Origin of the sequence: Streptomyces catenulae, assembly GCF_000718015.1 — a bacterium.
GTDB classification, from domain to species: Bacteria; Actinomycetota; Actinomycetes; order Streptomycetales; family Streptomycetaceae; genus Streptomyces; species Streptomyces catenulae.
The window spans coordinates 70,701-89,629 of sequence record NZ_JODY01000012.1 but is presented as its reverse complement, the minus strand read 5'-3'; the positions used below and the strand labels follow the sequence as shown (position 1 = coordinate 89,629).

At 76.2% G+C, this 18,929-nt stretch carries 16 protein-coding genes and 1 tRNA gene; 6 read left to right on the top strand and 11 right to left on the bottom strand.

What is annotated here, in order from left to right:
- Positions 1 to 65: 65 nt before the first annotated feature.
- Together IF23_RS0113415 and IF23_RS0113410 are read left to right on the top strand one after the other, a co-directional pair.
- Positions 66 to 797 (top strand): maleate cis-trans isomerase family protein, encoded by a 732-nt coding sequence (locus IF23_RS0113415; protein WP_030283258.1) that lies wholly within the window; start codon positions 66 to 68, stop codon positions 795 to 797.
- Positions 798 to 960: 163 nt separating this feature from the next.
- Positions 961 to 2,070, top strand: a complete 1,110-nt coding sequence (locus IF23_RS0113410; RefSeq protein ID WP_030283256.1) for an LLM class flavin-dependent oxidoreductase — start codon at positions 961 to 963, stop codon at positions 2,068 to 2,070.
- 59 nt (positions 2,071 to 2,129) lie between these two features.
- Here IF23_RS0113410 and IF23_RS0113405 read toward each other — a convergent pair whose 3' ends face one another.
- A complete protein-coding gene (locus IF23_RS0113405) occupies positions 2,130 to 3,953 on the bottom strand; it encodes a putative bifunctional diguanylate cyclase/phosphodiesterase (protein WP_030283254.1) in 1,824 nt (607 codons plus the stop codon).
- Between the two features lie 371 nt (positions 3,954 to 4,324).
- Between IF23_RS0113405 and IF23_RS0113400 the strand changes: the two genes are divergently transcribed.
- A complete protein-coding gene (locus IF23_RS0113400; protein ID WP_030283253.1) occupies positions 4,325 to 5,566 on the top strand; it encodes a M6 family metalloprotease domain-containing protein in 1,242 nt (413 codons plus the stop codon).
- Between the two features lie 54 nt (positions 5,567 to 5,620).
- Here IF23_RS0113400 and IF23_RS0113395 read toward each other — a convergent pair.
- From IF23_RS0113395 to IF23_RS0113365, 7 genes are all read right to left on the bottom strand, one after another.
- A tRNA-Lys gene (locus IF23_RS0113395) sits at positions 5,621 to 5,694 on the bottom strand.
- 69 nt (positions 5,695 to 5,763) lie between these two features.
- On the bottom strand, positions 5,764 to 6,405 hold the full coding sequence (locus IF23_RS0113390; RefSeq protein WP_051739551.1) for a bifunctional DNA primase/polymerase: 642 nt from the start codon (positions 6,403 to 6,405) through the stop codon (positions 5,764 to 5,766).
- 243 nt (positions 6,406 to 6,648) lie between these two features.
- Entirely contained in the window at positions 6,649 to 7,026 is a 378-nt protein-coding gene (locus IF23_RS0113385; protein ID WP_030283249.1) for a hypothetical protein, read from the bottom strand.
- 79 nt (positions 7,027 to 7,105) lie between these two features.
- Positions 7,106 to 8,485 carry an AAA family ATPase gene (locus IF23_RS0113380; protein ID WP_030283248.1) on the bottom strand — a complete coding sequence of 460 codons (1,380 nt, stop codon included), beginning with the start codon at positions 8,483 to 8,485 and terminating at the stop codon, positions 7,106 to 7,108.
- Complete coding sequence (locus tag IF23_RS0113375; protein WP_030283246.1) at positions 8,482 to 10,026, bottom strand: hypothetical protein; 1,545 nt, start codon at positions 10,024 to 10,026, stop codon at positions 8,482 to 8,484. Before IF23_RS0113375 ends, IF23_RS0113380 begins: the two co-directional genes overlap by 4 nt.
- Positions 10,017 to 11,354, bottom strand: a complete 1,338-nt coding sequence (locus IF23_RS0113370; RefSeq protein WP_078653954.1) for a hypothetical protein — start codon at positions 11,352 to 11,354, stop codon at positions 10,017 to 10,019. The genes IF23_RS0113375 and IF23_RS0113370 overlap by 10 nt, the downstream gene beginning before the upstream one ends.
- On the bottom strand, positions 11,263 to 12,180 hold the full coding sequence (locus tag IF23_RS0113365) for a phosphatase PAP2 family protein (RefSeq protein ID WP_078653953.1): 918 nt from the start codon (positions 12,178 to 12,180) through the stop codon (positions 11,263 to 11,265). Before IF23_RS0113365 ends, IF23_RS0113370 begins: the two co-directional genes overlap by 92 nt.
- A 310-nt stretch (positions 12,181 to 12,490) precedes the next feature.
- On the opposite strand from IF23_RS0113365, the gene IF23_RS0113360 reads away from it, so the two are divergent.
- Entirely contained in the window at positions 12,491 to 13,084 is a 594-nt protein-coding gene (locus IF23_RS0113360) for a histidine phosphatase family protein (RefSeq protein ID WP_030283240.1), read from the top strand.
- A gap of 21 nt (positions 13,085 to 13,105) precedes the next feature.
- On the opposite strand, the gene IF23_RS0113355 is transcribed toward IF23_RS0113360, so the two are convergent.
- Positions 13,106 to 14,506, bottom strand: coding sequence for an NsdA family TPR-like regulatory protein (locus IF23_RS0113355; protein WP_030283239.1), 1,401 nt, complete (start codon positions 14,504 to 14,506; stop codon positions 13,106 to 13,108).
- A 259-nt stretch (positions 14,507 to 14,765) separates the two neighbouring features.
- On the opposite strand from IF23_RS0113355, the gene IF23_RS0113350 reads away from it, so the two are divergent.
- Positions 14,766 to 15,176: a hypothetical protein gene (locus tag IF23_RS0113350; RefSeq protein WP_425423838.1), complete on the top strand. Its 411-nt coding sequence runs from the start codon at positions 14,766 to 14,768 to the stop codon at positions 15,174 to 15,176.
- Positions 15,177 to 15,260: 84 nt separating this feature from the next.
- On the opposite strand, the gene IF23_RS0113345 is transcribed toward IF23_RS0113350, so the two are convergent.
- Positions 15,261 to 16,580: an NAD(P)-binding domain-containing protein gene (locus tag IF23_RS0113345; protein ID WP_030283235.1), complete on the bottom strand. Its 1,320-nt coding sequence runs from the start codon at positions 16,578 to 16,580 to the stop codon at positions 15,261 to 15,263.
- 84 nt (positions 16,581 to 16,664) lie between these two features.
- Entirely contained in the window at positions 16,665 to 17,843 is a 1,179-nt protein-coding gene (locus tag IF23_RS0113340) for a glycosyltransferase (protein WP_037678094.1), read from the bottom strand.
- Between the two features lie 647 nt (positions 17,844 to 18,490).
- Between IF23_RS0113340 and IF23_RS0113335 the strand changes: the two genes are divergently transcribed.
- Positions 18,491 to 18,760, top strand: coding sequence for a chaplin (locus tag IF23_RS0113335; RefSeq protein WP_030283231.1), 270 nt, complete (start codon positions 18,491 to 18,493; stop codon positions 18,758 to 18,760).
- Positions 18,761 to 18,929 lie beyond the last annotated feature (169 nt).

Genomic DNA, 18,929 nt, shown 5'->3' with positions numbered 1-18,929 from the left:
CCGCCCATGCGCCGGACCCCGGCGCCACGTCCCCCGCCCCGAGCCCCCAGCCAAGGGAGAACCGCATGACCACGGTCGGCTTCCTCTACCCCGGCCACTCCGCCGAGGACGACTATCCGCGCCTCGCCGCCCTCCTCGGTGAGGGCATCGCGCTGCCGCTGGTCCACACCGACATCGGCGAGGACGCCCACCGGGTGGACGCGCTGCTGGAGATGGGATCGGCGGCGCGGCTCGCCGCCGGCGTCGACCAGCTGCGCGCCCTGGGTGCCGAGGCGGTCGTCTGGGCCTGTACGAGCGCCAGCTTCGTCTTCGGCTGGGAGGGCGCGCAGGAGCAGGCCAGGGAGCTGTCCGTCACCGCCGGGCTCCCGGCGTCCAGCACCTCCTTCGCCTTCACCCACGCGGTCCGGGCGCTCGGGCTGCGCCGTGTCGCGGTCGCCGCGACCTACCCCACCGACGTCGCGGAGCTGTTCCGGGCCTTCCTGAAGGCGTCCGGCACCGAGGTCGTCGCCACCCGGGGCAGCGGCATCGTCACCGCCGCCGAGGTCGGCACCTGGGGCCGTGACGAGGTGCTGGCGATGGCCCGCGCGGGCGACCACCCGGCCGCCGAGGCGGTACTGCTGCCGGACACCGCCCTGCACACCGCGGCGTACCTCCAGGACCTCGAAACCGAGCTGGGCAAGCCGGTCCTCACCGCCAATCAGGTCACGGTCTGGGAGGGCCTGCGGCTGCTGGGCCGCACCGTCGAACGCCCCACCCTGGGCACGCTCTTCACCGCCGCCGCGCACCGGGAGGGCTGAGGCGGCGACCGTTCCCGGTACCGGTGCCCCCGCCCTCGGGCCGGGGGCACCGGCGCGTCTCCCGGGGCGGGTTCACGGGAACGGGTGAACGGGATCCGGGAATAACCGGAGAACATCTCCGGTTATGGTGGCCGCAGACCGGCGAAGCGAGGAGGCCCCGCCCGTGAGCGGCGACAACGACCAGCAGCAGCCCGACGAGATCCGCGGCACCGCCCGGGGTGGTGCGCCCGTCCCGCTGTCCGTGCTCGACCTCGTGACGGTCGGCACCGGCAGCTCCGCGACGGACGCCGTCCGCACCGCCGTCGACCTCGCCCGGATCGCCGAGCGCCGCGGCTTCCACCGCTACTGGGTCGCCGAACACCACTCCATGCCCGGCGTCGCCTCGTCCTCCCCGGCCGTGCTGCTGGCCCATCTCGCCGCGCACACCGACCGCATCCGCCTCGGCTCCGGCGGCGTGATGCTGCCCAACCACGCGCCGCTGGTCATCGCCGAGCAGTTCGGCACCCTGGAGGCGATGGCCCCCGGCCGCGTCGACCTCGGTCTCGGCCGCGCCCCGGGCACCGACGGCGCCACCGCCGCGGCCCTGCGCCGCACCGAGCGGCTGCACGAGGGCGCCGACGAATTTCCGCAGCAGCTCGCGGAGCTGACCCGTTTCCTGGACGACACCTTCCCGGACGGCCACCCGTACGCCCGGATCCACGCCGTCCCCGGGCCGGTCCAGGCGACCTCGCCCGGTGGTGTGCAGTCCGCGCACCGCCCGCCGCTCTGGCTCCTCGGCTCCTCCGGCTTCAGCGCCCGGCTGGCAGGGTCCCTGGGCCTGCCGTTCGCCTTCGCCCACCACTTCTCGGCCGCCAACACCGTGCCCGCCCTCGACCTCTACCGCGCCTCCTTCCGCCCCTCCGAGGTGCTCGCCGAGCCGTACGCCCTGATCGGCGTCGCCGCGCTCGCCGCCGAGGACGAGCGGGAGGCCCGCCGCCAGGTGATGACCGGCGCGCTCTCCATGCTCCGGCTGCGCACCGGCACCCCCGGCCTGGTCCCGAGCCCCGAGGAGGCCGCCGGACATCCGTACACCTCCCATGAGCGCGCCTTCGTCGACAGCTGGCTCGCCAACATCGTCCACGGCACCCCCGACGCCGTCCGCGAGGGCCTCGACGACCTGGTCGAGCGGACCGGCGCCGACGAGCTGATGCTCACCGCCAACGCCCACGGCGGCGCCACCCGGCTGCGCTCCTACGAGCTGATCGCCGACGCGTACGGCCTGCCGCGCGACTGACCCGGCGCCGTCGGCACACCGCCCGTGCCCCCGCGCCCGCCCGGCGCGGGGGCACGGGCTCAGAAGTCGTCGGTGCGGCCGTCCGCGTCGAGCAGGGCGGTGATCCGCTCCGGGGCCAGCGGCCGGGCGTAGAGCCAGCCCTGGCCGGTGTCGCAGCCGATCCGCCGCAGCCGCGCCGCCTGCTCGGCGCTCTCCACGCACTCCGCGGTGACCGTCAGCCCGAGCCGGTGCGCCAGCGCGACCAGCGCCTCCACGATCGTTTCATCGGCCGGATTCGGGTGCTCCTGTGACCGGAAACCGCTGACGAACGAGCCGTCGAGCTTCAGCACGGAGACCGGCAGCCGACTGAGGTAGGCGAGGTTGGAGTAGCCGGTGCCGAAGTCGTCGATGGCGATCCGGACGCCCATGTCGCTCAGCGCCTGGAGCGCCTGGAGCGGCCGCCCCGCGGACCCCATCACCGCCGACTCGGTCAGCTCCAGCTGCAACAGCTCCGGCGGCAGTTCGGTCTCCGCGAGGATCCCGGCCACGTCCGCGACGAGGTCGGAGTCCCAGACCTGCCGCACGGCCACGTTGACGCTGACGAACAGCGGCCGGGCGGCGGGCCGCTCCAACTGCCAGGCGCGGGCCTGACGGCAGGCGGTCTCCAGCACCCAGCGGCCCAGTTCGACGATGGAGCCGTTCTCCTCGGCCAGGGCGATGAACCGATTCGGCGCCAGCGTGCCGAACTGCGGATGGCGCCAGCGCACCAGCGCCTCCACGCCCTCGGCCCGCCCGTCGCCCAACCCCACCAGCGGCTGGTACTCCAGCGTGAACTCACCGCGGTCCACGGCCGGACGCAGCGTGCTGGACAGCGCCTGACGGGTCATCCGGTGTGCGTTGCGCTCGGGGTCGAAGAGCGTCCAGCGCGCCTTGCCGTCCTCCTTGGCCCAGTACAGCGTGGTGTCCGCCGCCTGCATCAGACCGGTGGCCGTGGTGCCCGCCGCGGTCCGCTCGACCACGCCGATGCTGGCCGACACCGACAGCCGCTGTCCGGCCAGGTCGAACGGTTGCTGGAGGGCGTCCAGCGCGCACTGCGCCAACTCCGCCACCTGGTCGGTGCCGGTGGAGTTCTCCACCAGCAGCGCGAACTCGTCACCGCCGAGCCGGGCCACCAGATGGCCGCGGGAGGCGTCGTCGCCCCGGGCGCCGGTCCGCTCCGCGCAGCGGCTCAGACGCTGCGCCACCGCGCTCAGCAGCCGGTCGCCGACGCGGTGCCCGAGCGTGTCGTTGACGGCCTTGAAACCGTCGAGGTCGAGGTAGCACAGGCCGATCCGGCCGGTCCCCGACGGCTCGAACGACGCCGCCTCCAGCGCCGACGACAGCCGCTCGAAGAAGAGCGCGCGGTTGGGCAGCCGGGTCACCGGGTCGTGCATCTGGAGGTGGCGCACCCGGGCGAGCAGATCGTGCCGGTCGCTGCTGTCGGCGACGGTCAGCAGGAACCGTTCGCCGTCCGGCAGCGGTTCCACGCCGACCTCCACCCAGAGCGTCTGGCCCGCCGGGTGCTTGAGGCGGCGGGTGCAGCGCAGCCGGTCGCTGCGGCCGCACAGCACCTCGCGGTAGGCGGTCCACAGTCGCGGGTCGGAGCCGAGGTCGGCGAGGTCCGCGGCGGCGGCCGAGGTGAGCCGCGCCGGGTCGGTGCCGAGCAGTTCGCCGAAGGCCGGGTTGGCCGCGATGATCAGGCCGTCGCCGTCCAAGAGGGCCATCGGCAGCCGGGCGGTGTGGAACGCGGCCCGGTAGTCGCCGAACGCCGTGGCCGGGCCCTCGTGGGCGAGCGCCGGGAGGCGACCCGCGGTGCGCTCGGCCCGTACGCCGGATTCGTTGGTCGTACCCTTACGCTCCGTCACGGAGTCAAGCGTCACTCCGGGCGTGCGGCCCGGCCTGTCGGGGTGTCCGCTCACTGCTCGCTCCCGCATGGCGCTGGTCTCGTGACGGAGGGGGGAATCCGCGCTGGAAAGTGTGGCGATCATAGAGGCTGCCGCGGCGGACGAGCCAGCGACAGCGCCGTGATCATCGGCACGGGTGACGGAAGTTCAGCCAATTCTGCCCGGCTGTGTCCGTCGGAGTCCGCCGGAATCACCGCAAGGGACGCGTGTGACGTTCCGTGACGGAGCGGCGGTGGGGCGCCGCTCACTCATCCGGCCGCGGAAACAGGACGAACAGCTTTAAATCGTCACAGGGTGGGAGGGGTGTCCGAATCCCGTCCCCGGAGGTCGATGTGGTGCGCCCCCAGCCGCCCGAGAGGGCCGAACCGCGTCGGCTGCGCCGTGTCGCCGCGGTCGCCACCTCGCTGACCGCGCTCATAGCGACCTCCATCGTCGCCGGTCCCGCCACCGCCTCGGAAGCCACCCTCTCGTGCGCCCTCGGCCGCGCCGACGTCCACCACTCCGAGGGGCTGGACACCTGGAACTCCGCCTACCCCCGCCCGCGCGGCACCCTCGACGCGGTGATGATCTTCCTCTCGTTCCCCGACTCCACCCCGGTCGCCGGGGCGGGCGAACTGGCCCGGAACTACTTCCCGGCCACCTCCCGCTTCTTCGACCGCGCCTCGTACGGAAAGTTCCGGCTCCGCCCGCACATCCACCGGAAGTGGGTACGGATGCCGCACCGCTCCACCGACTACGGGATACGGCGCGACTGGGCGGCCGACAGCCGGGCGGCCTACCTCCGCGACGCGGTCGCCGCCGCCGACCCCACCATCGACTACAGCCGCTACGACATCGTCTACTTCGTCGCCGACCCGGACGCCCCCGGCGTCGACTCGGACGCCACCAAGGTCGTCAACCTCGACCAGCCGATGCACGCCGACCACACCGACCTGCGGCGCTTCGTCACGGTCTTCGAGCAGAACCCGCCGGACCGCAACGTCCTCGCCCACGAGACCAGCCACGTCTTCGACCTCCCGGACCTCTACCACCGCCCCGAGCGCGGCAAGGGCGACTGGGACACCTACGTCGGCGACTGGGACCTCATGGGCAGCCAGTTCGGGCTGGCCCCCGACCCGTTCGGCTGGCACCGGTGGAAGCTCGGCTGGCTGACCGACAACCAGGTCGACTGCGCCGGACTCACCGGCACCGGCTGGCACACCCTGCGCCCGCTGTCCGCCCCCATGGAGCCCGGCGACGAACGCCGCTCCCGGCTGCTGGTGGTCCGCACCGGACGGGACACCGCCCTCGCCGTCGAGGCGCGCGACGCGAGCGGCAACGACCGGACGCTCTGCCGCGAGGGTGTCCTCGTCTACCGCGTCCGCTCCGCCGTCGCCTCCGGCTCCGGCCCCGTCCAGGTCCTCGACGGCCACCCGGCCACCTCCGCCTGCGCCGGGACCTCCGTCCATCCGCCGCTCGCCGACGCCCCGCTCGGCGTCGGCGAGAGCCTGCGCGACACCGCCGACGGGGTCCGGGTGGAGGTCGAGGGGCGTACGCCCTCGGGCGACTGGACGGTCCGGGTCACCCGCGCCTGAGCGCCCCGTACACACGACGAAGGCCCCCACCGAAGTGAGGGCCTTGTCTGTCTGTGCGCCGCCAGGGACTCGAACCCCGGACCCGCTGATTAAGAGTCAGCTGCTCTAACCAACTGAGCTAGCGGCGCCTGCTGACGTGGAAGACCTTAGCACCCGGAAGGGGGAGGGCAAAAATCGGCTGCCCGGCGCCCGGACGCTCAGCGGGAGGTCAGCGCGGTGGCGGCCCGCTCCGGGGCCCCGCCGACGGTGGCGCGGAGCGGATGCTCGGGGGCCGCGGCGTACCCGGCGCCGGTCTCCGCGCGGGCGGCGCGCACACAGGCCCACAGCAGGACGTCGGGCCCCGGCAGCCAGGGGGAGCGGACGTCGGGGGCGACCAGCCACCGGGTGGCGGGCGGTGCGGCGCCGCCCGCCGGGTCGGCGCCCGGGTGCAGCGGCGGGACGGTCACCGCGTCCCCGCTGCCGTGGCAGAGCAGCGGCGGCACGGCGGCGGCCCACTCCTCCCACTCCAGCAGGGCGGGCAGCCGCTGCGCGGTGCCCGGGGCGGCGAAGAGCAGGATCCGGCCCTGGTGGGCGGCGACGGGGCCGGAGCCGGGGCCGTCCGACCAGAGCCGGTCGACCATCCGGCGGCCGAAGAGCGCGGGCGCGTTGATCACGTCGAAGGCGGTGCCGCATGGCAGCACGCTCGGCGCGGTGGGCCGCTGCGCCCACAGGGTGCGTACGGCCCCCGGACGCGTGCTGGCGGAGGCCAGCCAGTCGGCGCCGGCCAGGGTGACGTACGAGGCGGTGGGGAAACCCGGGGACGCCGGGGCGGAGGAGGTGTCGGACTGCCAGTCGCTCATGGGGACAGGTCTACCGACGCGCAGGGGTCTCCGCGGTGGATTTCCGAAACCGGGACACTACGGGTCGGTAGGGAGTATCTTCCCCTCGCGCATATGCCGTGGGCTCATGGTGGACCCCGCCGGACGGGGTCCCGGGACGTCCCCGGAGCCGCGTGGACGGGCCCTGACGGAGCGGTCGCCCGGGGCGCGTCGGCCCGGGCCCGGCACCGGTCCGCCCGGTGGGCCCGGTCCCTGACGTGCCGGTCAGTCGCCGCCGTCGGGGCGGGCGGCGCCGTCGCGCATCAGGCTCCGGCCGAACTCCACCATCTTGCGGGCGTAGTCCTCCGTCCACTCCGCGCGCTCGGCGAGCGCCGCCAGTGACAGACGGTCGAAGCGCTTGGGGTCGGCGAGCTGCGCGGCGGCCAGCGCCTGGAACTCCGTCGCCCGGTCGGCGGCGGCGCGGAAGGCGAGCGCCAGCTCCGTGGAGCGGCCCAGCAGCTCGTGCGGATCCGCTATCGACTCCAGGTCGAAGAAGTGCTCGGGGTCCGCCGTGGCCTCGGGCGGTTCGAAGAGCAGCGGCGCGGGCCGCAGGCGCCGGGGCGCCGCGCCGCGCGGGTCGGGAGCCGGTCGCGGCTCGGACATGAACGTACCTCCAGGATCGAGTGCCGCATTCCATTCTCCCGCGCCGCGCAAGGGGGCGCGGCCACCGCGCACGGCGCCGTCACGGCCGCCACCCCACCCGGTGCTCCGCGAGCCGGGCGAGCACGGCGTGGTGGGCCTCCCAGCCGTCCGGGAACTTCACCGTCACGCCGAGCTGTACCGGGTCCGTCGACGGGTGCTCGTCCAGCAGCTCGGCGACGCCCGCGCGGCAGACCACGACGCAGGCGTGGCGGTGGCGGGAGGCGAGGACGCAGAGGCGGCCGGTCTCCAGGTGGAAGGCGGTGGCGTCGGGGCGTCCGGAGAGCGGGTGGAGGACCACCGTGACGTCGTACTCGCGGCCCTGGAGGCGGTTGGCGGTGTCGACGACGACGCCGCCCACCCCCAGCTCGGCCAGGGCCGCGCGGACCGCGGCGGCCTGGTCGCGGTGGGCGGTGCCGACCGCGATCCGGGCGGCCGTCACCGGCTCCGGACCGGGACCGCGTTCGCTGGTGGCCACCGTGCCGCGGTCCAGCAGCCGCCGCACCACCAGCGCCACCGCCCGGACCGCCTCCGGGTCGGTGCGCGGGGTGTGCCGGGCGGGCAGCTCCAGCAGGCCCCAGCCGGACGCGGCGGCCTCGTCCAGGACGCGGTCGACGCCCGAGCCGTCGCCCGCCGTGCCGAACGCCAGGCTCCGGTCGCCGGGGCCCGTACCGCTGCGGAAGCGGGTGAACGGGTAGAACGCGTCGGAGACCAGCGGCGCCGCCGACGCGGGCAGCCGCCAGGAGACCGGCAGGCGGTGCTGCGGCAGATCGGGGTTGTGGGCCAGGAGCGTGGCGACGGCGCTGGCCGACGGGTCGTACGCCAGCCCGGCCCACTGCTCGGCGCCGACCACGCTGAACGGGTCGAGCTGCCCCGGGTCGCCGACGAACAGCGCCCGCTCGAAGAGCCCGGCGACGGCCAGCAGCGTGTCCGAGCGCATCTGGTACGCCTCGTCGACGATCGCGTGCCGCCAGCCCTCCTCGACCTTGGTGTGGGCCCACTTCGCGGCGGTGGAGACGACGACGTCCATCCCGGCGAGGTCGCCGATCTTCGCGGAGGCGCGGACCTCGGGGAGCGCGGCGAGCGCCGGGTCGACGGTGCCCGCCTCGCTGCCGTGCAGCCGCCCGACCGGCAGCCCCGGATCCTTCTCGGCCAGCCGCAGCACCAGGTCGTCCACCTGGGCGTTGGTCTGCGCGACGATCATCAGCGGGTGCCCGGCGGCGGCCAGCTCCCGGGCCGCGCGGACCACCAGGGTGGACTTGCCGGCGCCCGGCGGGGAGTCGACGACCACGCCGGGGCGGGTGCCGTGCAGGGTGTCGTGGAGGATCGCGTCCGTCGCGGCGGTGGCCGCCGCGCCCGGGTCGAACGGTTCGGTGCCGCCCGGCCCGGGGGCCGCGGGCGACGTCCACGGGGCGCCGGTCACAGGAAGTCCTCCGGGGTTGTCGGGTCGGGGGTGTCCCCCTCGGGCGCGGAGGCGGGCGGGCCGCCGTGCGTCCACGGGGTGTCCTCGGGCTCCGGCAGCTGCGGGCCGCCGCGCGGCGCGTGCTCGAACAGCGTCCAGCACACCGTCTCACCGGGCTCGGGCACCGAACCGGGCGCGGGCACCTTGCCGCGCCCCATGCCGCCGGTGAGCCGCACCGTCAGGCTGCCCGCGGCCCCCTCCCCGTACGCCACGAACACCGCGCTCTGCGCCTTGCCGTCGGGCAGCGGGCGGTGCAGCCGGGCGCCGTCGGTGAGCAGCGGGGTGTCGGTGGTGCGGAGCGTCACCAGGGGGCGCGGCATCGGGCGCGGGCCGTCGGAGAACGCCTCCTCGACGGCGGTGACCTCCCCGGCGAACGCCTCCCCGGCCAGCCGCCGACCGGCCATCACCAGCGGGTCGTCCAGCGCCTCCTGGGCGTCCAGCTGGGCCTGGGCGGTCTCCCGGGAGGCGAGCTTGCGGGCGGCGGTGACCGCGTCGTCCCGCCTGGGCTGCGGCGGCTCGCCCGCGCGCACCCGGTCCCGGTGGGCGGTGTACGACCAGCGGTCGCGCTTCCAGCGGTCGGCGACGTGGCCGCCGGGCGGCAGGGCGCGCAGCAGGTCGTATCCGCGCCAGACCGCGTCCCAGGTGGGCCGGAGCTGACCGCCGATCAGCTCCCGCAGCTCCTCGGCGGCGCCGGGCACGCCCGCGTCGTACCGGGCCATCGCGGGCGCCAGCAGGGTGTTGTCGAACGCCGGGTCGGTGGCGGGCCCGGCGGGCGGGCAGCGCAGGATGCCGTCCGCGTCGCGCGCCGACTCCGCGTGCTCGGCGGCGGTCCGGCCCGAGTGGCCGTCGGGCGGGTCGATCCAGGCGAGCAGGGCGCCCAGGTGCTGGTCCTCCAGGGCGCTCTGGCCCGTCGCCCAGTGGCGGGTCAGCAGCTCCGTCATGGGGAGCAGCAGGCAGGAGCCGGGCACCCGGGCGCGTTCGCCGAGATGGGTCAGCCAGCGGCCCAGCAGCGGCACCCGGGGCGGCGCGGGGTACGGCGCCTCGGGGTCCTGCTCGGCCGTCCGCCGGAACCGCGTCGAGCGGCCCAGCAGCCGCATGTACGCGGCGCCCGCGGTGGACGGCACGATCAGCTGCGGGGCGTCGGCGCACAGCTCGACCTGGACGGTGACCTTCCTGCCGGTCTCCGGGTCGGTCTCCTTGCGCTCCTCGTGGCCGACGGCGTCGGCGAAGCCGTCCAGATACGGCAGCACCGCGTCGGCCAGCTCGGCGAGGAAGGCGAACCGCAGGTCACGGTCGCGGGGCTGGGCCACCGTCAGCAGCAGCGGGCGCTCGCGGTCCGTACCGACCAGGGCGCCCAGCGGCGCACCGGCCTCACCCGCCGTCGTCAGCGGGACGCACACCAGGGGGCGGTCGGAGAGATGGCGGTGGCGGACGGTGGTGAGCGGGCGGGCCGCACCGGCGGCCGCCGCCTCCATCCGGGCCAGCGTCTCGATCAGCGGCATACCGGATCCTCCGCTCCGGGGGCGGTACGGGGGACGGGCACCGGCGGCGCGGCGGCGGCCAGCGCCTCGGCGCGCAACCGGGCGGCGCGGCGCAGCGCGGCGAGGGCCGGATCGGCGTCGTCGTCGGGGTCGTCGGGGTCCGGGCCCGGGTCCGTGGGGGTGTGCTCCGGGGCGGCCGGTTGCGCGCCGCACCCGGGGGCGTCCGCCGTCGGCGCACCGGCCGCGGCCAGCACCTCCTCGATGGTGCGCAGCGACCCCAGCTCGCCGCGGACGCCGCGGCCCAGGCTCTCCACGGCGCCCTGCTCACGGGAGCGGGCGCGGCAGTGGAACGCCAGCTCACAGGCGGCCAGGCACTCGGGCGCGTATGCCGCGTCGACCGTCTCGACGGCGTCGGCCAACTCGTCCGCGGGGCGGGTCGCGGTCCGGCCGTCGTCGGTGAGGCGCAGGTCGAAGGTGGTGTCCGGGGGCAGCGCGGCGGCGATCTCCTCGACCCGGGTGAGCCGGGCCAGCTGCCGCCGGGTGGTGGCGAGCTGTTTGCGGATGTCGACGGCGGCGGCCGTGGGGAGGTTGGAGAAGTCCTGCGGGCAGACCAGCAGCACCCGCTCGCCGACCCGGGCCGGACCCTCCCCGTGGGCGGTGACCTGCGCGGCGACGCCCTCCAGGGCGTGGACGTAGACCGCCGCCTGCCGGGCCGCCGCGCCCACCTTGGCGGCGTCCGCCGCGCCGTCGATCATCGGGAAGGACTTGATCTCGACGACCGTCCAGACGCCGTCCGGACGGACCACCACCGCGTCCGGCTCCACATAGGCGGGCGAACCGGCGACGTCGACCGCGAGCAGCGGGTGGTCCAGCAGCGTCCAGCCCCCGGCGGCCGTGGCCTCCCGCAGCGCCAGCGCCGTACGGGCCGCCCGGCCCTCGGGACCGGCGGCCGTCAGCTCCGGCGCGGCGACCTCGCCCTCCTCGGGCGCGGGGGTGCCGGACGGCAGCCGGGCGTGCAGCAGCCGCAGCAGTTCGGCGCCGCCGTCCGCCTTGACCCGGGCCTCGAAGCTGTTGCCCCGGGCGAGGGCGAACCGGGACTGGCCGTGGCCCGCGGGGGAGCCGAGGGCCTGGGCCAGGGCGGCCTTGTCGACGCCCGCGCCGTCCAGCAGCGCGCGGCGGCGGCAGCCCGGGTTGGCGGCCAGCGCGGCGAGCGCCCGGGCATCGAGCGCGCGGGGGTGTATGCCCGGCCCGCGCAGCTCAGTGAGGCGCCGCCGCAGGCTCGGGGACGGCGTCGGCCGGGCGCTCGGGACGGCGTCCGCCGCGGGTGGGCTGTCGCGGAAAACGTTCACCCGGCGAAGTCTCGCATCCGGCACCGACAACGCCCCCGGCCGTCCCGCGCCGCCCGGTGGCGCCGCGGCGGTCGCGCACCGCGTCGACGAGCCGGAGCAGCGGGCCGGTGAGCCAGGCGCCCACGCCCATGACGGCGACGCCCGCCACCACGTCCAGCAGGTAGTGGTTGGCGGTGCCCATCACCACCAGGGCGATGGCCACCGGGTAGGCCACGGCGAGCGCCCGCGCCACCCGGGAGGAGGCCAGCCGCCACACCACCACCCCGCACCACAGCGCCCAGCCCACATGGAGGCTCGGCATCGCCGCGTACTGGTTCGTCAGCCCGCCCAGACCGCGCGGGGCGCTCGCCTCGGCGCCCCACCAGCCGTAACCGGCGTAGTGGGCCATGCCGTCCACGAAGCCCTGCCCGGCGTCGAGCAGCCGCGGCGGGGCGGTCGGGAAGAGGGTGAAGCCGATCAGTCCTATGAGGGTGGCGGTCAGCAGTCGGCCGCGGGCGACCCGGTAGTGCGCGGGCCGCCGTCGCCACAGCCACACCAGGACCGCCGGGGTGACGACGTAGTGCAGCGCCGCATAGGCGTACGCGGCGGGGACGCCGACCACCGGGACCCCGGTGAAGAGCCGGTTCAGCGCCGGTTCCGGGGTGAGGTGGAGGGCCCGTTCGACCCGGAGCAGGGCGGTGCCGTGCCCGGTGGCGGCGGACACGTCGCCCCGGGCCAGCAGTCGGCCCGCGGAGTACGCGGCGTACACCGCGGCCAGGAGCGGGAGTTCGGTCCACCACCGGGGGCGGCCGGGCCGGGCCGCCGTGCGGGGCGCTGCGCTCACCATCGCGCACCTTCTTCGTCGTGCTTCTCGGGTGCGGTGGCCACCACCGCGCCGCCCCGCCGGTGGATCCGGCGACCGTCCACCATACGCTGTATGGCTGACTGCTCCGCACCGGTCCCGCCCGGGGCGCCCCGGCCCCGGACGGCCCGGTACGCGATGATGGAATTCCGTGGGGCGCGTGGGCCCGGTGCCGTGCCCGCGCCCGCCCGTACGGCGACGACGCCGCGGCGCACCCCGCGGTGTCCCGCACCACCCGCACCACCTGCACCACCTGCAACGAGCAGCCGAGAGATCGGCGAGAGGTACGGCCCCCATGGCAGCGCGCATCCTCCTGGCCCGGCACGGACAGACCGAGTGGTCCCTGTCCGGCAGGCACACCGGCCGCACCGACATCCCGCTCCTGGCGGAGGGGCGCACGGGCGCGAAGCTCCTGGGCGAGCGGCTGCACCGCGCGCCCTGGGACGGGCTGCCCGGCGTCGAGGTGCGCACCAGCCCGCTGCGGCGCGCCAAGGAGACCTGTGAGCTGGCCGGTTTCGGCGACCGCGCCGAGGAGTGGGACGCCCTCATGGAGGTCGACTACGGCGCGTACGAGGGCCTGACGCCCGCCCAGATCAAGGAGCGGCGGCCCGGCTGGCTCCTGTGGCGCGACGGCGTCCCCGAGGGCGAGACGCTCGCCGAGGTCGCCGCGCGGGCCGACCGCGTCATCGACTGGGCGCGCGCGGCCGACCGCGATGTGCTGGTCTTCGCGCACGGCCACATCCTGCGCTCCCTGGGCGCCCGCTGGCTCGGCCTGGACGTCTCGTTCGCCGCCCGTATCCGCCTCGACCCGACGTCCCTGTCGGTCCTGGGCTGGGCCTACGGCGAGCCCGCCATCGAGCGCTGGAACGACACCGGGCACCTGGGCTGACGGCCCCGGGCGCCCGGCGGGTCAGCGGACCTGACGGGGCGCCGGGAGCGCGGCGTGCCGTTCCAGGAAGGCGGCGACCTCCTTGACGGAGCGGTGCGGCCGCAGCGTGCGGGCGGTGGAGTCGAGCATCGCGCGGATCCGCGACGACTTCACCTGCCCCAGCAGCCGCAGCGCCCGGCTCCCGGTGGCGCCCGCCTCCTCGGGAGCCCCGTCGCCCGCCAGATCGGCCGCCAACTCCGTGGTGAACAGCGCGATGTTCCGGGTGAAGTGCGGCTTCTGGAGCGCCACCGCACGGCGCGCGTGCGTCACCGCGCGCCCCCCGTCGCCCAGTGCCGACCAGCACTGCGCCTCCAGGCCCTCCAGTTCGGCCTCCCCGTAGAAGCTCATCCACTCCGGGTCGTGGTCGCCGGGGCCGCTCCCGAAGAACCGCCGGGCCCGGGAGAGCGCGCGCTCACAGCCGGAGCGGTCGGCGAGCAGCGCCAGCCCGCCCGCCTCCCGCAGCGCCAGCAGCGACTGGAGCCGGGGCGAGGCGAGGCGCCGCGCGGCCCGCTGGGCGGCCTGCGCCGCGCGGACCGCCTCGCGCGGGCGCCCGGCGTCGCGGGCGAGGAAGGCGGCGTTGCAGAACGCGTGCGCCTCCAGCGCCGCGTCGCCGCAGACCCGGGCGGTGGCCAGCGCCTCGGCGTAGTGCGAGCGGGCGTCCTCGAAACGGCCCGAGTCGTGCGCCAGCCAGCCCACGGACAGGGCCAGTTCCCCGGCGCCGCGGTGCAGCCGGTCGGCGACCGCCCGCCGCTCCGCGCCCGCGTCCAGCAGCGCGTAGGCGGAGTGCAGCGGCGCCGTCGCGCGGTGGTAGATCTCGTCCGCGCCGTGCCGGTCGTCGAGCAGACGGATCCGCCGGACCGCGTCCTCCAGGGCGGTGGCCTCGGCTGCGCCGGGACGGCCGCCGGAGGACGGCCGGGGCGCGGGGACGGCGAAGGCGGGTGGGGCGGCGATGCCCAGGGCGGCCGCCGGGCCGCCGGTGATGAACGCGCGACGCAGCACGTCGCTCTCCTCGCAGCTCTGGATACAGGTATCGCGGTGGTCGGGTTCGGGTGCCAGGGGCGGGGCGCTCACCGCCGCCGTACGCGCCCCCCGTCCGCGTACCGCCTCGCGCGCCGCGAACCCCATGTCGGCCGGCGACAGCCCGGGGAACATGTGCCGGAACACGCGCTCGTACGCGTAGTTCGGGCAGCGGATCTCCCCGGACTCGACGCGGCCCACGTAACGGGCGTCGCACGAGACCTGCTCGCCGATCTCACGGGCGGACCGGCGGACCGCCGCCGCGAACTCGCCCGGTGACAGCTTGCCGCGCAGCTGCCGGAAGGCGGTGTTCGGACGGGCGGGGACGGTGCGGGACGACGCGGAACGCGCTGCTGGCGACGTCATGGCGGACCTCTCCGTGCCCTCTCCGTGCCATCTCTGTGGCGAGGCCGCATTCCTGGCGGAGCGGCGGGACGACCGTACCGGCTGTGACGACACCGATACGGAGGGTATGGCTACAAACCGGATATCTCACCCACGATCCGCCATGAACTGCCATCCTTTGCGGCGGTCCGGCGCCGTAGCTGTTGACGGAGGACACCGTTGGACACGGTGTCGATACCCAGCGGTTCAGGAGGAGGGGTTTTCCGTGCGGAAGTCCGGTGTGGGAGAGGGTGGCACGAGGTGCGCCGGGGCGGGGGTGCCACCCGATCGGAGCCCGTTCTGCGACCTCGTCACGGTGCCCGCCCGGCAGGGACTGGAAGCCGTCGACATCCTGCGGCTGGGCGACGGCGTCGGCCCGGTCCTGCACGACGGACCGTGCCACACCCTCGGCTTCCTGGTGCCCGCCGGGACCGCCGAACGCTGGGACCTGCCCGGCAGCGCCTGCACCCGGACGTTCGGCCGTGGCGGCGCCACCGCCGCCGGACGGGGCGCCCCGGAGCCGCCGGTGACCGGGACCGGCTGGCTGGTGCCGCCCGAGGGCGCGTACGGCGACGCCACCGACCCGGCCGTACTGCGCGCCGCCCTGGGCGAGGCGGCCCGCACCATCGAGGCGGTCGACCGGTGCCGCTGACACCCGCTCAGGAAGCGGGAACGCCCCGGCGCCGCCCGGCGTACGGGGGCGGCAACCAGGGCGTGCAGAATCGGTCGTGCGCCGTCAGCCTGCGGGCTGCGCCGCCTCGTCCGCGTACGCCGCACCGCACGGCGTCCGCTCCAGGGGCGGGGCGGCGGGCGCGGTACGGCCCGGCGCCGGACGCGGGATGGCCAGGCTGCCCGGCCCCCGGCCCAGCCGCCGCCGCACCCCGCGCAGCAGCCGCGGCGCGGTGAACGCCGTGCCGTAGACGGAGCGCATCGCCGGGCCGAACGACGCCGCGGCCAGCGGACCGGCGAAGAACAGCCCCGGCCAGGACGATTCGAAGAGCCCGCTCAGCTCGGGCGCCCGGCCGGGCCGTACGGTCCGCAGCCCCTCGCGCATCCGCGGATCGAGCAGCCGCAGCCGCCGCAGGTCCGGGACGAACCCGGTCGCCGCGATCACATGCTCGGTCTCCACCACCGTGGACCGGCCGTCGGCGGCGGCCAGTTCGAGGCGGACCGCGCCGTCCCCGGGGACCGCGGCGCGCACCCGGTGGCCGGTCAGCACCGGGACGGCGGTCTCGAACCGGTCCCGCAGCCACCAGGCGCCGGCCGGACGCGGCGGCTGCGCCGCACCCCGCCCCCGGGCCGCCGTCGGCAGCCACCGCACCGCCCAGGGCACCTCGGCCCGCAGCCAGTGCGTCCACCCGGTGCCCAGCCCGCTGTGCGGGGCGCGCAGCGCGGCCGGGAACGGCCGGTCCAGACGCGGTGGCGCGGCCTCCCAGTGGATCCGCCCGGCCCGCGCCACGATCCGGGCCCGCGCGCCCAGTTCGGCCAAGAGCACCGCGGTCTCCAGCGCCGACTGCCCGCACCCGACGACGGTCACGTCCCGCCCGGCGAACCCGGACAGATCGCGGTGGTCGCTGCTGTGCGAGGCGAGCGCGGCGGGCAGCCCGTACAGCGGCTCCGGGCGGCGCGCGAACGGCACCGCGCCCACCGCCAGTGCGACGGTACGGGCCCGGATCCGCTCCCCGTCCGCGGACTCCACCAGGAAGCCGCCGCCGTCCGGCCGCACCGCGGTGACCGCCCGCTCCTCCACCTCCGACGTCACCGCCCGCTCGCCGAACCACCGGCCGTACGCGGTGAACACGGTGCCCGGCAGCGGCACGCCCTCCCGTACCGGGATGCCCGCCTGCGCGCAGTACGCCGCCAGGGTGTATGTGCCCGCCGGGTCGGACAGGTCCGACGACCAGGGCGCGGAGGTGAGGTACATGCCGCCGGGCATGTGGTCCCGCCACGCCGCCATCGGCCGGCCCAGGACCCGTGGGCGCATTCCGGCCGCCGCCGCGTGCGCGGCGATCGAGAGTCCGTAGGGGCCGGCGCCCACCACCACGAGGTCGTCCATGGAAGATCCCTGCTCCTTCTCGTCGTGCGGTTCTCGTCGTGCGGCGCCGTACGGGCCGCGGGTGCCGGGGTACGCTGCCCGGTGTCAGCCGGTCAGCGACGGGTCCGACGCGGCGGTCTCCGGGGGCGCGGCGGGCTGCGGCACCCCGGCGCCCGCCGCCGGTGGCGGACATCCGGCGGCCCGCTCGTGGAGCGCGGCCAGCGCCCGCGCGGCGCGGTCCGCCCCGTAGCGCGCCACCAGGGGCGGCGGGGGCAGCCGCCGGGGCGCCACCAGCCGCTCCTCGCGCAGGACCGCGGCCAGCAGATGCGACCGCGCACCGGTACGCCGGGCCCCGGGCACCGGCTCCCCGGGCAGCCCGTCGAGGGCCGGGCACCCGGTGTGCACCACCGGCAGCCCCGCGGCCAGCGCCTCCACCACGGCCGTCCCGAACGCCTGCGCGGGCGCCGGTGCGACGAGGACGTCGAGCGCCGAGAAGAGCGCGGGCAGCCCCGGGTCGCCGTCCACGCCACCGCCCCCGTACCAGGCGCCCGGCAGCAGGACCCGGTTGCCCACCCCGAACTGATCGGCGGCCCGCCGCAGCGCCGCCCGCTCCGGCCCGTCCCCGGCCAGCACCAGCCGGGCGTCCGGCACCTGTGCCACCGCGCGGATCAGCACGTCGAAGCGTTTGCCGGGCACCAGCCGCCCGGCGCCCCCGATCACGAACGCGTCGGCCGCGAGCCCCAGCCGGGCGCGGACCGCGGCGCGGGCGGCCGGGTCGTACCGGAAGGCGTCCGCGTCGACCCCCGGGGCCAGCGTCTCGATGCGCTCCCCGGGGACGCCCAGACGGCGCAGCCGGTCGGCGACGGGCTCCGAGACGGCCACCGTCGCCGTACCCAGCCGCTCGGTGCGCCGGTAGCGGGCGCGGGCGCGGCGGGTCAGCGGACGGCCGTCGATCTCCGTGGCGCCCAGGGTGTGGGCGGTGGCGACGACGCCCCGGACACCGGCCAGCCGGGCGGCGATCCGGCCCGTGACACAGGCGCGGTAGCGGTGGGTGTGGACCACGTCGTAGTCGCCGCGCCGGATCAGCCGGACGAGCCGGGGCAGGCCGGGCGGCCCGTCCAGGGCGAGGACGGAGCCGCCGTCGGCGCGGATGCCGTCGCCGACCGGCCCGTCGCCGCTCAGGCTGACGACGTCGCAGCGGTACGGCAGCCGGGGCAGCATCAGCCGCAGCTGCTGCTCGGCGCCGCCCACCTCCAGTCCGGTGACGAGGTGCAGGACTTTCACCGGTTACCTCCTTACGGGCCCCGGGGGCCTCTGGGCGGGTCTCATGGGCGGCGGGCGGCGACCACGGCGCACCGTGCATTTCCGGTGCGCCGGTCGGGGTTTCTTCTCCCCGTTCCCGGTATTCCCCCGGACCGTGCGGAGGGGAATCCGGAGCCATTCGGCGGCGGGTGGCGGACCGTGCCGCCGAATGGCTCCGGCCGTGCGCTTTCCGTGTGGCGGCAGCGGTGGAAAGCGCACCGTTCTCCGGGGAATCGGAAAAGGGCGCGGGACGCCGGACGTACCGGATACGCATCCGGCGCCGCGGTGGGTCCGGCGAGCGGAATTCCGGGGAATCGCGGTGCATACGCCGCCGCGCGGTCTCCCCGGAATTCCCGGGCCCCGCAAAGCGGACTGCGGGGCATCACGTCCTCCTGACCGGCAGCTGCCGAACAGGAATGCACTCTGACAGAGAGTCCCCTGCCGCACCGGGCGGCACGCCGGACGGCGGGCGGGGATACGGCACCGGGGCGATGCCCGCAACCGGAGGGGCGGGGCGCTGTCTTCCATAAGGCTGAACGTTTCTCCCTGACGGCGGAATGCCCGCATCCCCGCGCGATCCCGGTCGTTGGGCGCGTTGTCCCATTCGTCAAAAGGAAAGGAGACGGGCGATGAAGCGGATCGTCACGTCGGCCGCGCTGGCCACCGCCAGCTGTGCACTCGTGATCGGTGGCGCGGGGATTTCCTCCGCCACCGACGGCGGTCACGAAAGCGGCCACGGCGGCGCCACCGCCGTCGGTGCCGCCACGCACTCGCCGGGCGTGCTGAGCGGAGACAACATCCAGATTCCGGTCGACATCCCGGTGAATGTCTGCGGCAACAGCATCGGCCTGGTGTCGCTGCTCAACCCGGCATTCGGGAACGCGTGCGCCAACAAGTGACCCGGCCGCCGGAGCCGTCAGGCGTCCGGCCGGGACCGCGTGGGTGAAGCGGGCCGTCGCGACTCAGGTCGCGGCGGCCCGTTCGCGTATCGGAGGAACGGCCCGGCGCGGATGGCGCGGTGCGCGGGCCGCGCACCGGAGCGGGTGTCAGGGCGGGCGTCAGGGGCGT

What these genes read in the sequence shown, in the direction of transcription:
- IF23_RS0113415 (WP_030283258.1), top strand. Translation starts at nt 66, where the DNA reads ATGACCACGGTCGGCTTCCTCTACCCCGGCCACTCCGCCGAGGACGAC.
- IF23_RS0113355 (WP_030283239.1), bottom strand. Translation starts at nt 14,506, where the DNA reads ATGACGTCGCCAGCAGCGCGTTCCGCGTCGTCCCGCACCGTCCCCGCC.
- IF23_RS0113375 (WP_030283246.1), bottom strand. Translation starts at nt 10,026, where the DNA reads ATGCCGCTGATCGAGACGCTGGCCCGGATGGAGGCGGCGGCCGCCGGT.
- IF23_RS0113365 (WP_078653953.1), bottom strand. Translation starts at nt 12,180, where the DNA reads ATGGTGAGCGCAGCGCCCCGCACGGCGGCCCGGCCCGGCCGCCCCCGG.
- IF23_RS0113360 (WP_030283240.1), top strand. Translation starts at nt 12,491, where the DNA reads ATGGCAGCGCGCATCCTCCTGGCCCGGCACGGACAGACCGAGTGGTCC.
- IF23_RS0113345 (WP_030283235.1), bottom strand. Translation starts at nt 16,580, where the DNA reads ATGGACGACCTCGTGGTGGTGGGCGCCGGCCCCTACGGACTCTCGATC.
- IF23_RS0113385 (WP_030283249.1), bottom strand. Translation starts at nt 7,026, where the DNA reads ATGTCCGAGCCGCGACCGGCTCCCGACCCGCGCGGCGCGGCGCCCCGG.
- IF23_RS0113390 (WP_051739551.1), bottom strand. Translation starts at nt 6,405, where the DNA reads ATGAGCGACTGGCAGTCCGACACCTCCTCCGCCCCGGCGTCCCCGGGT.
- IF23_RS0113335 (WP_030283231.1), top strand. Translation starts at nt 18,491, where the DNA reads ATGAAGCGGATCGTCACGTCGGCCGCGCTGGCCACCGCCAGCTGTGCA.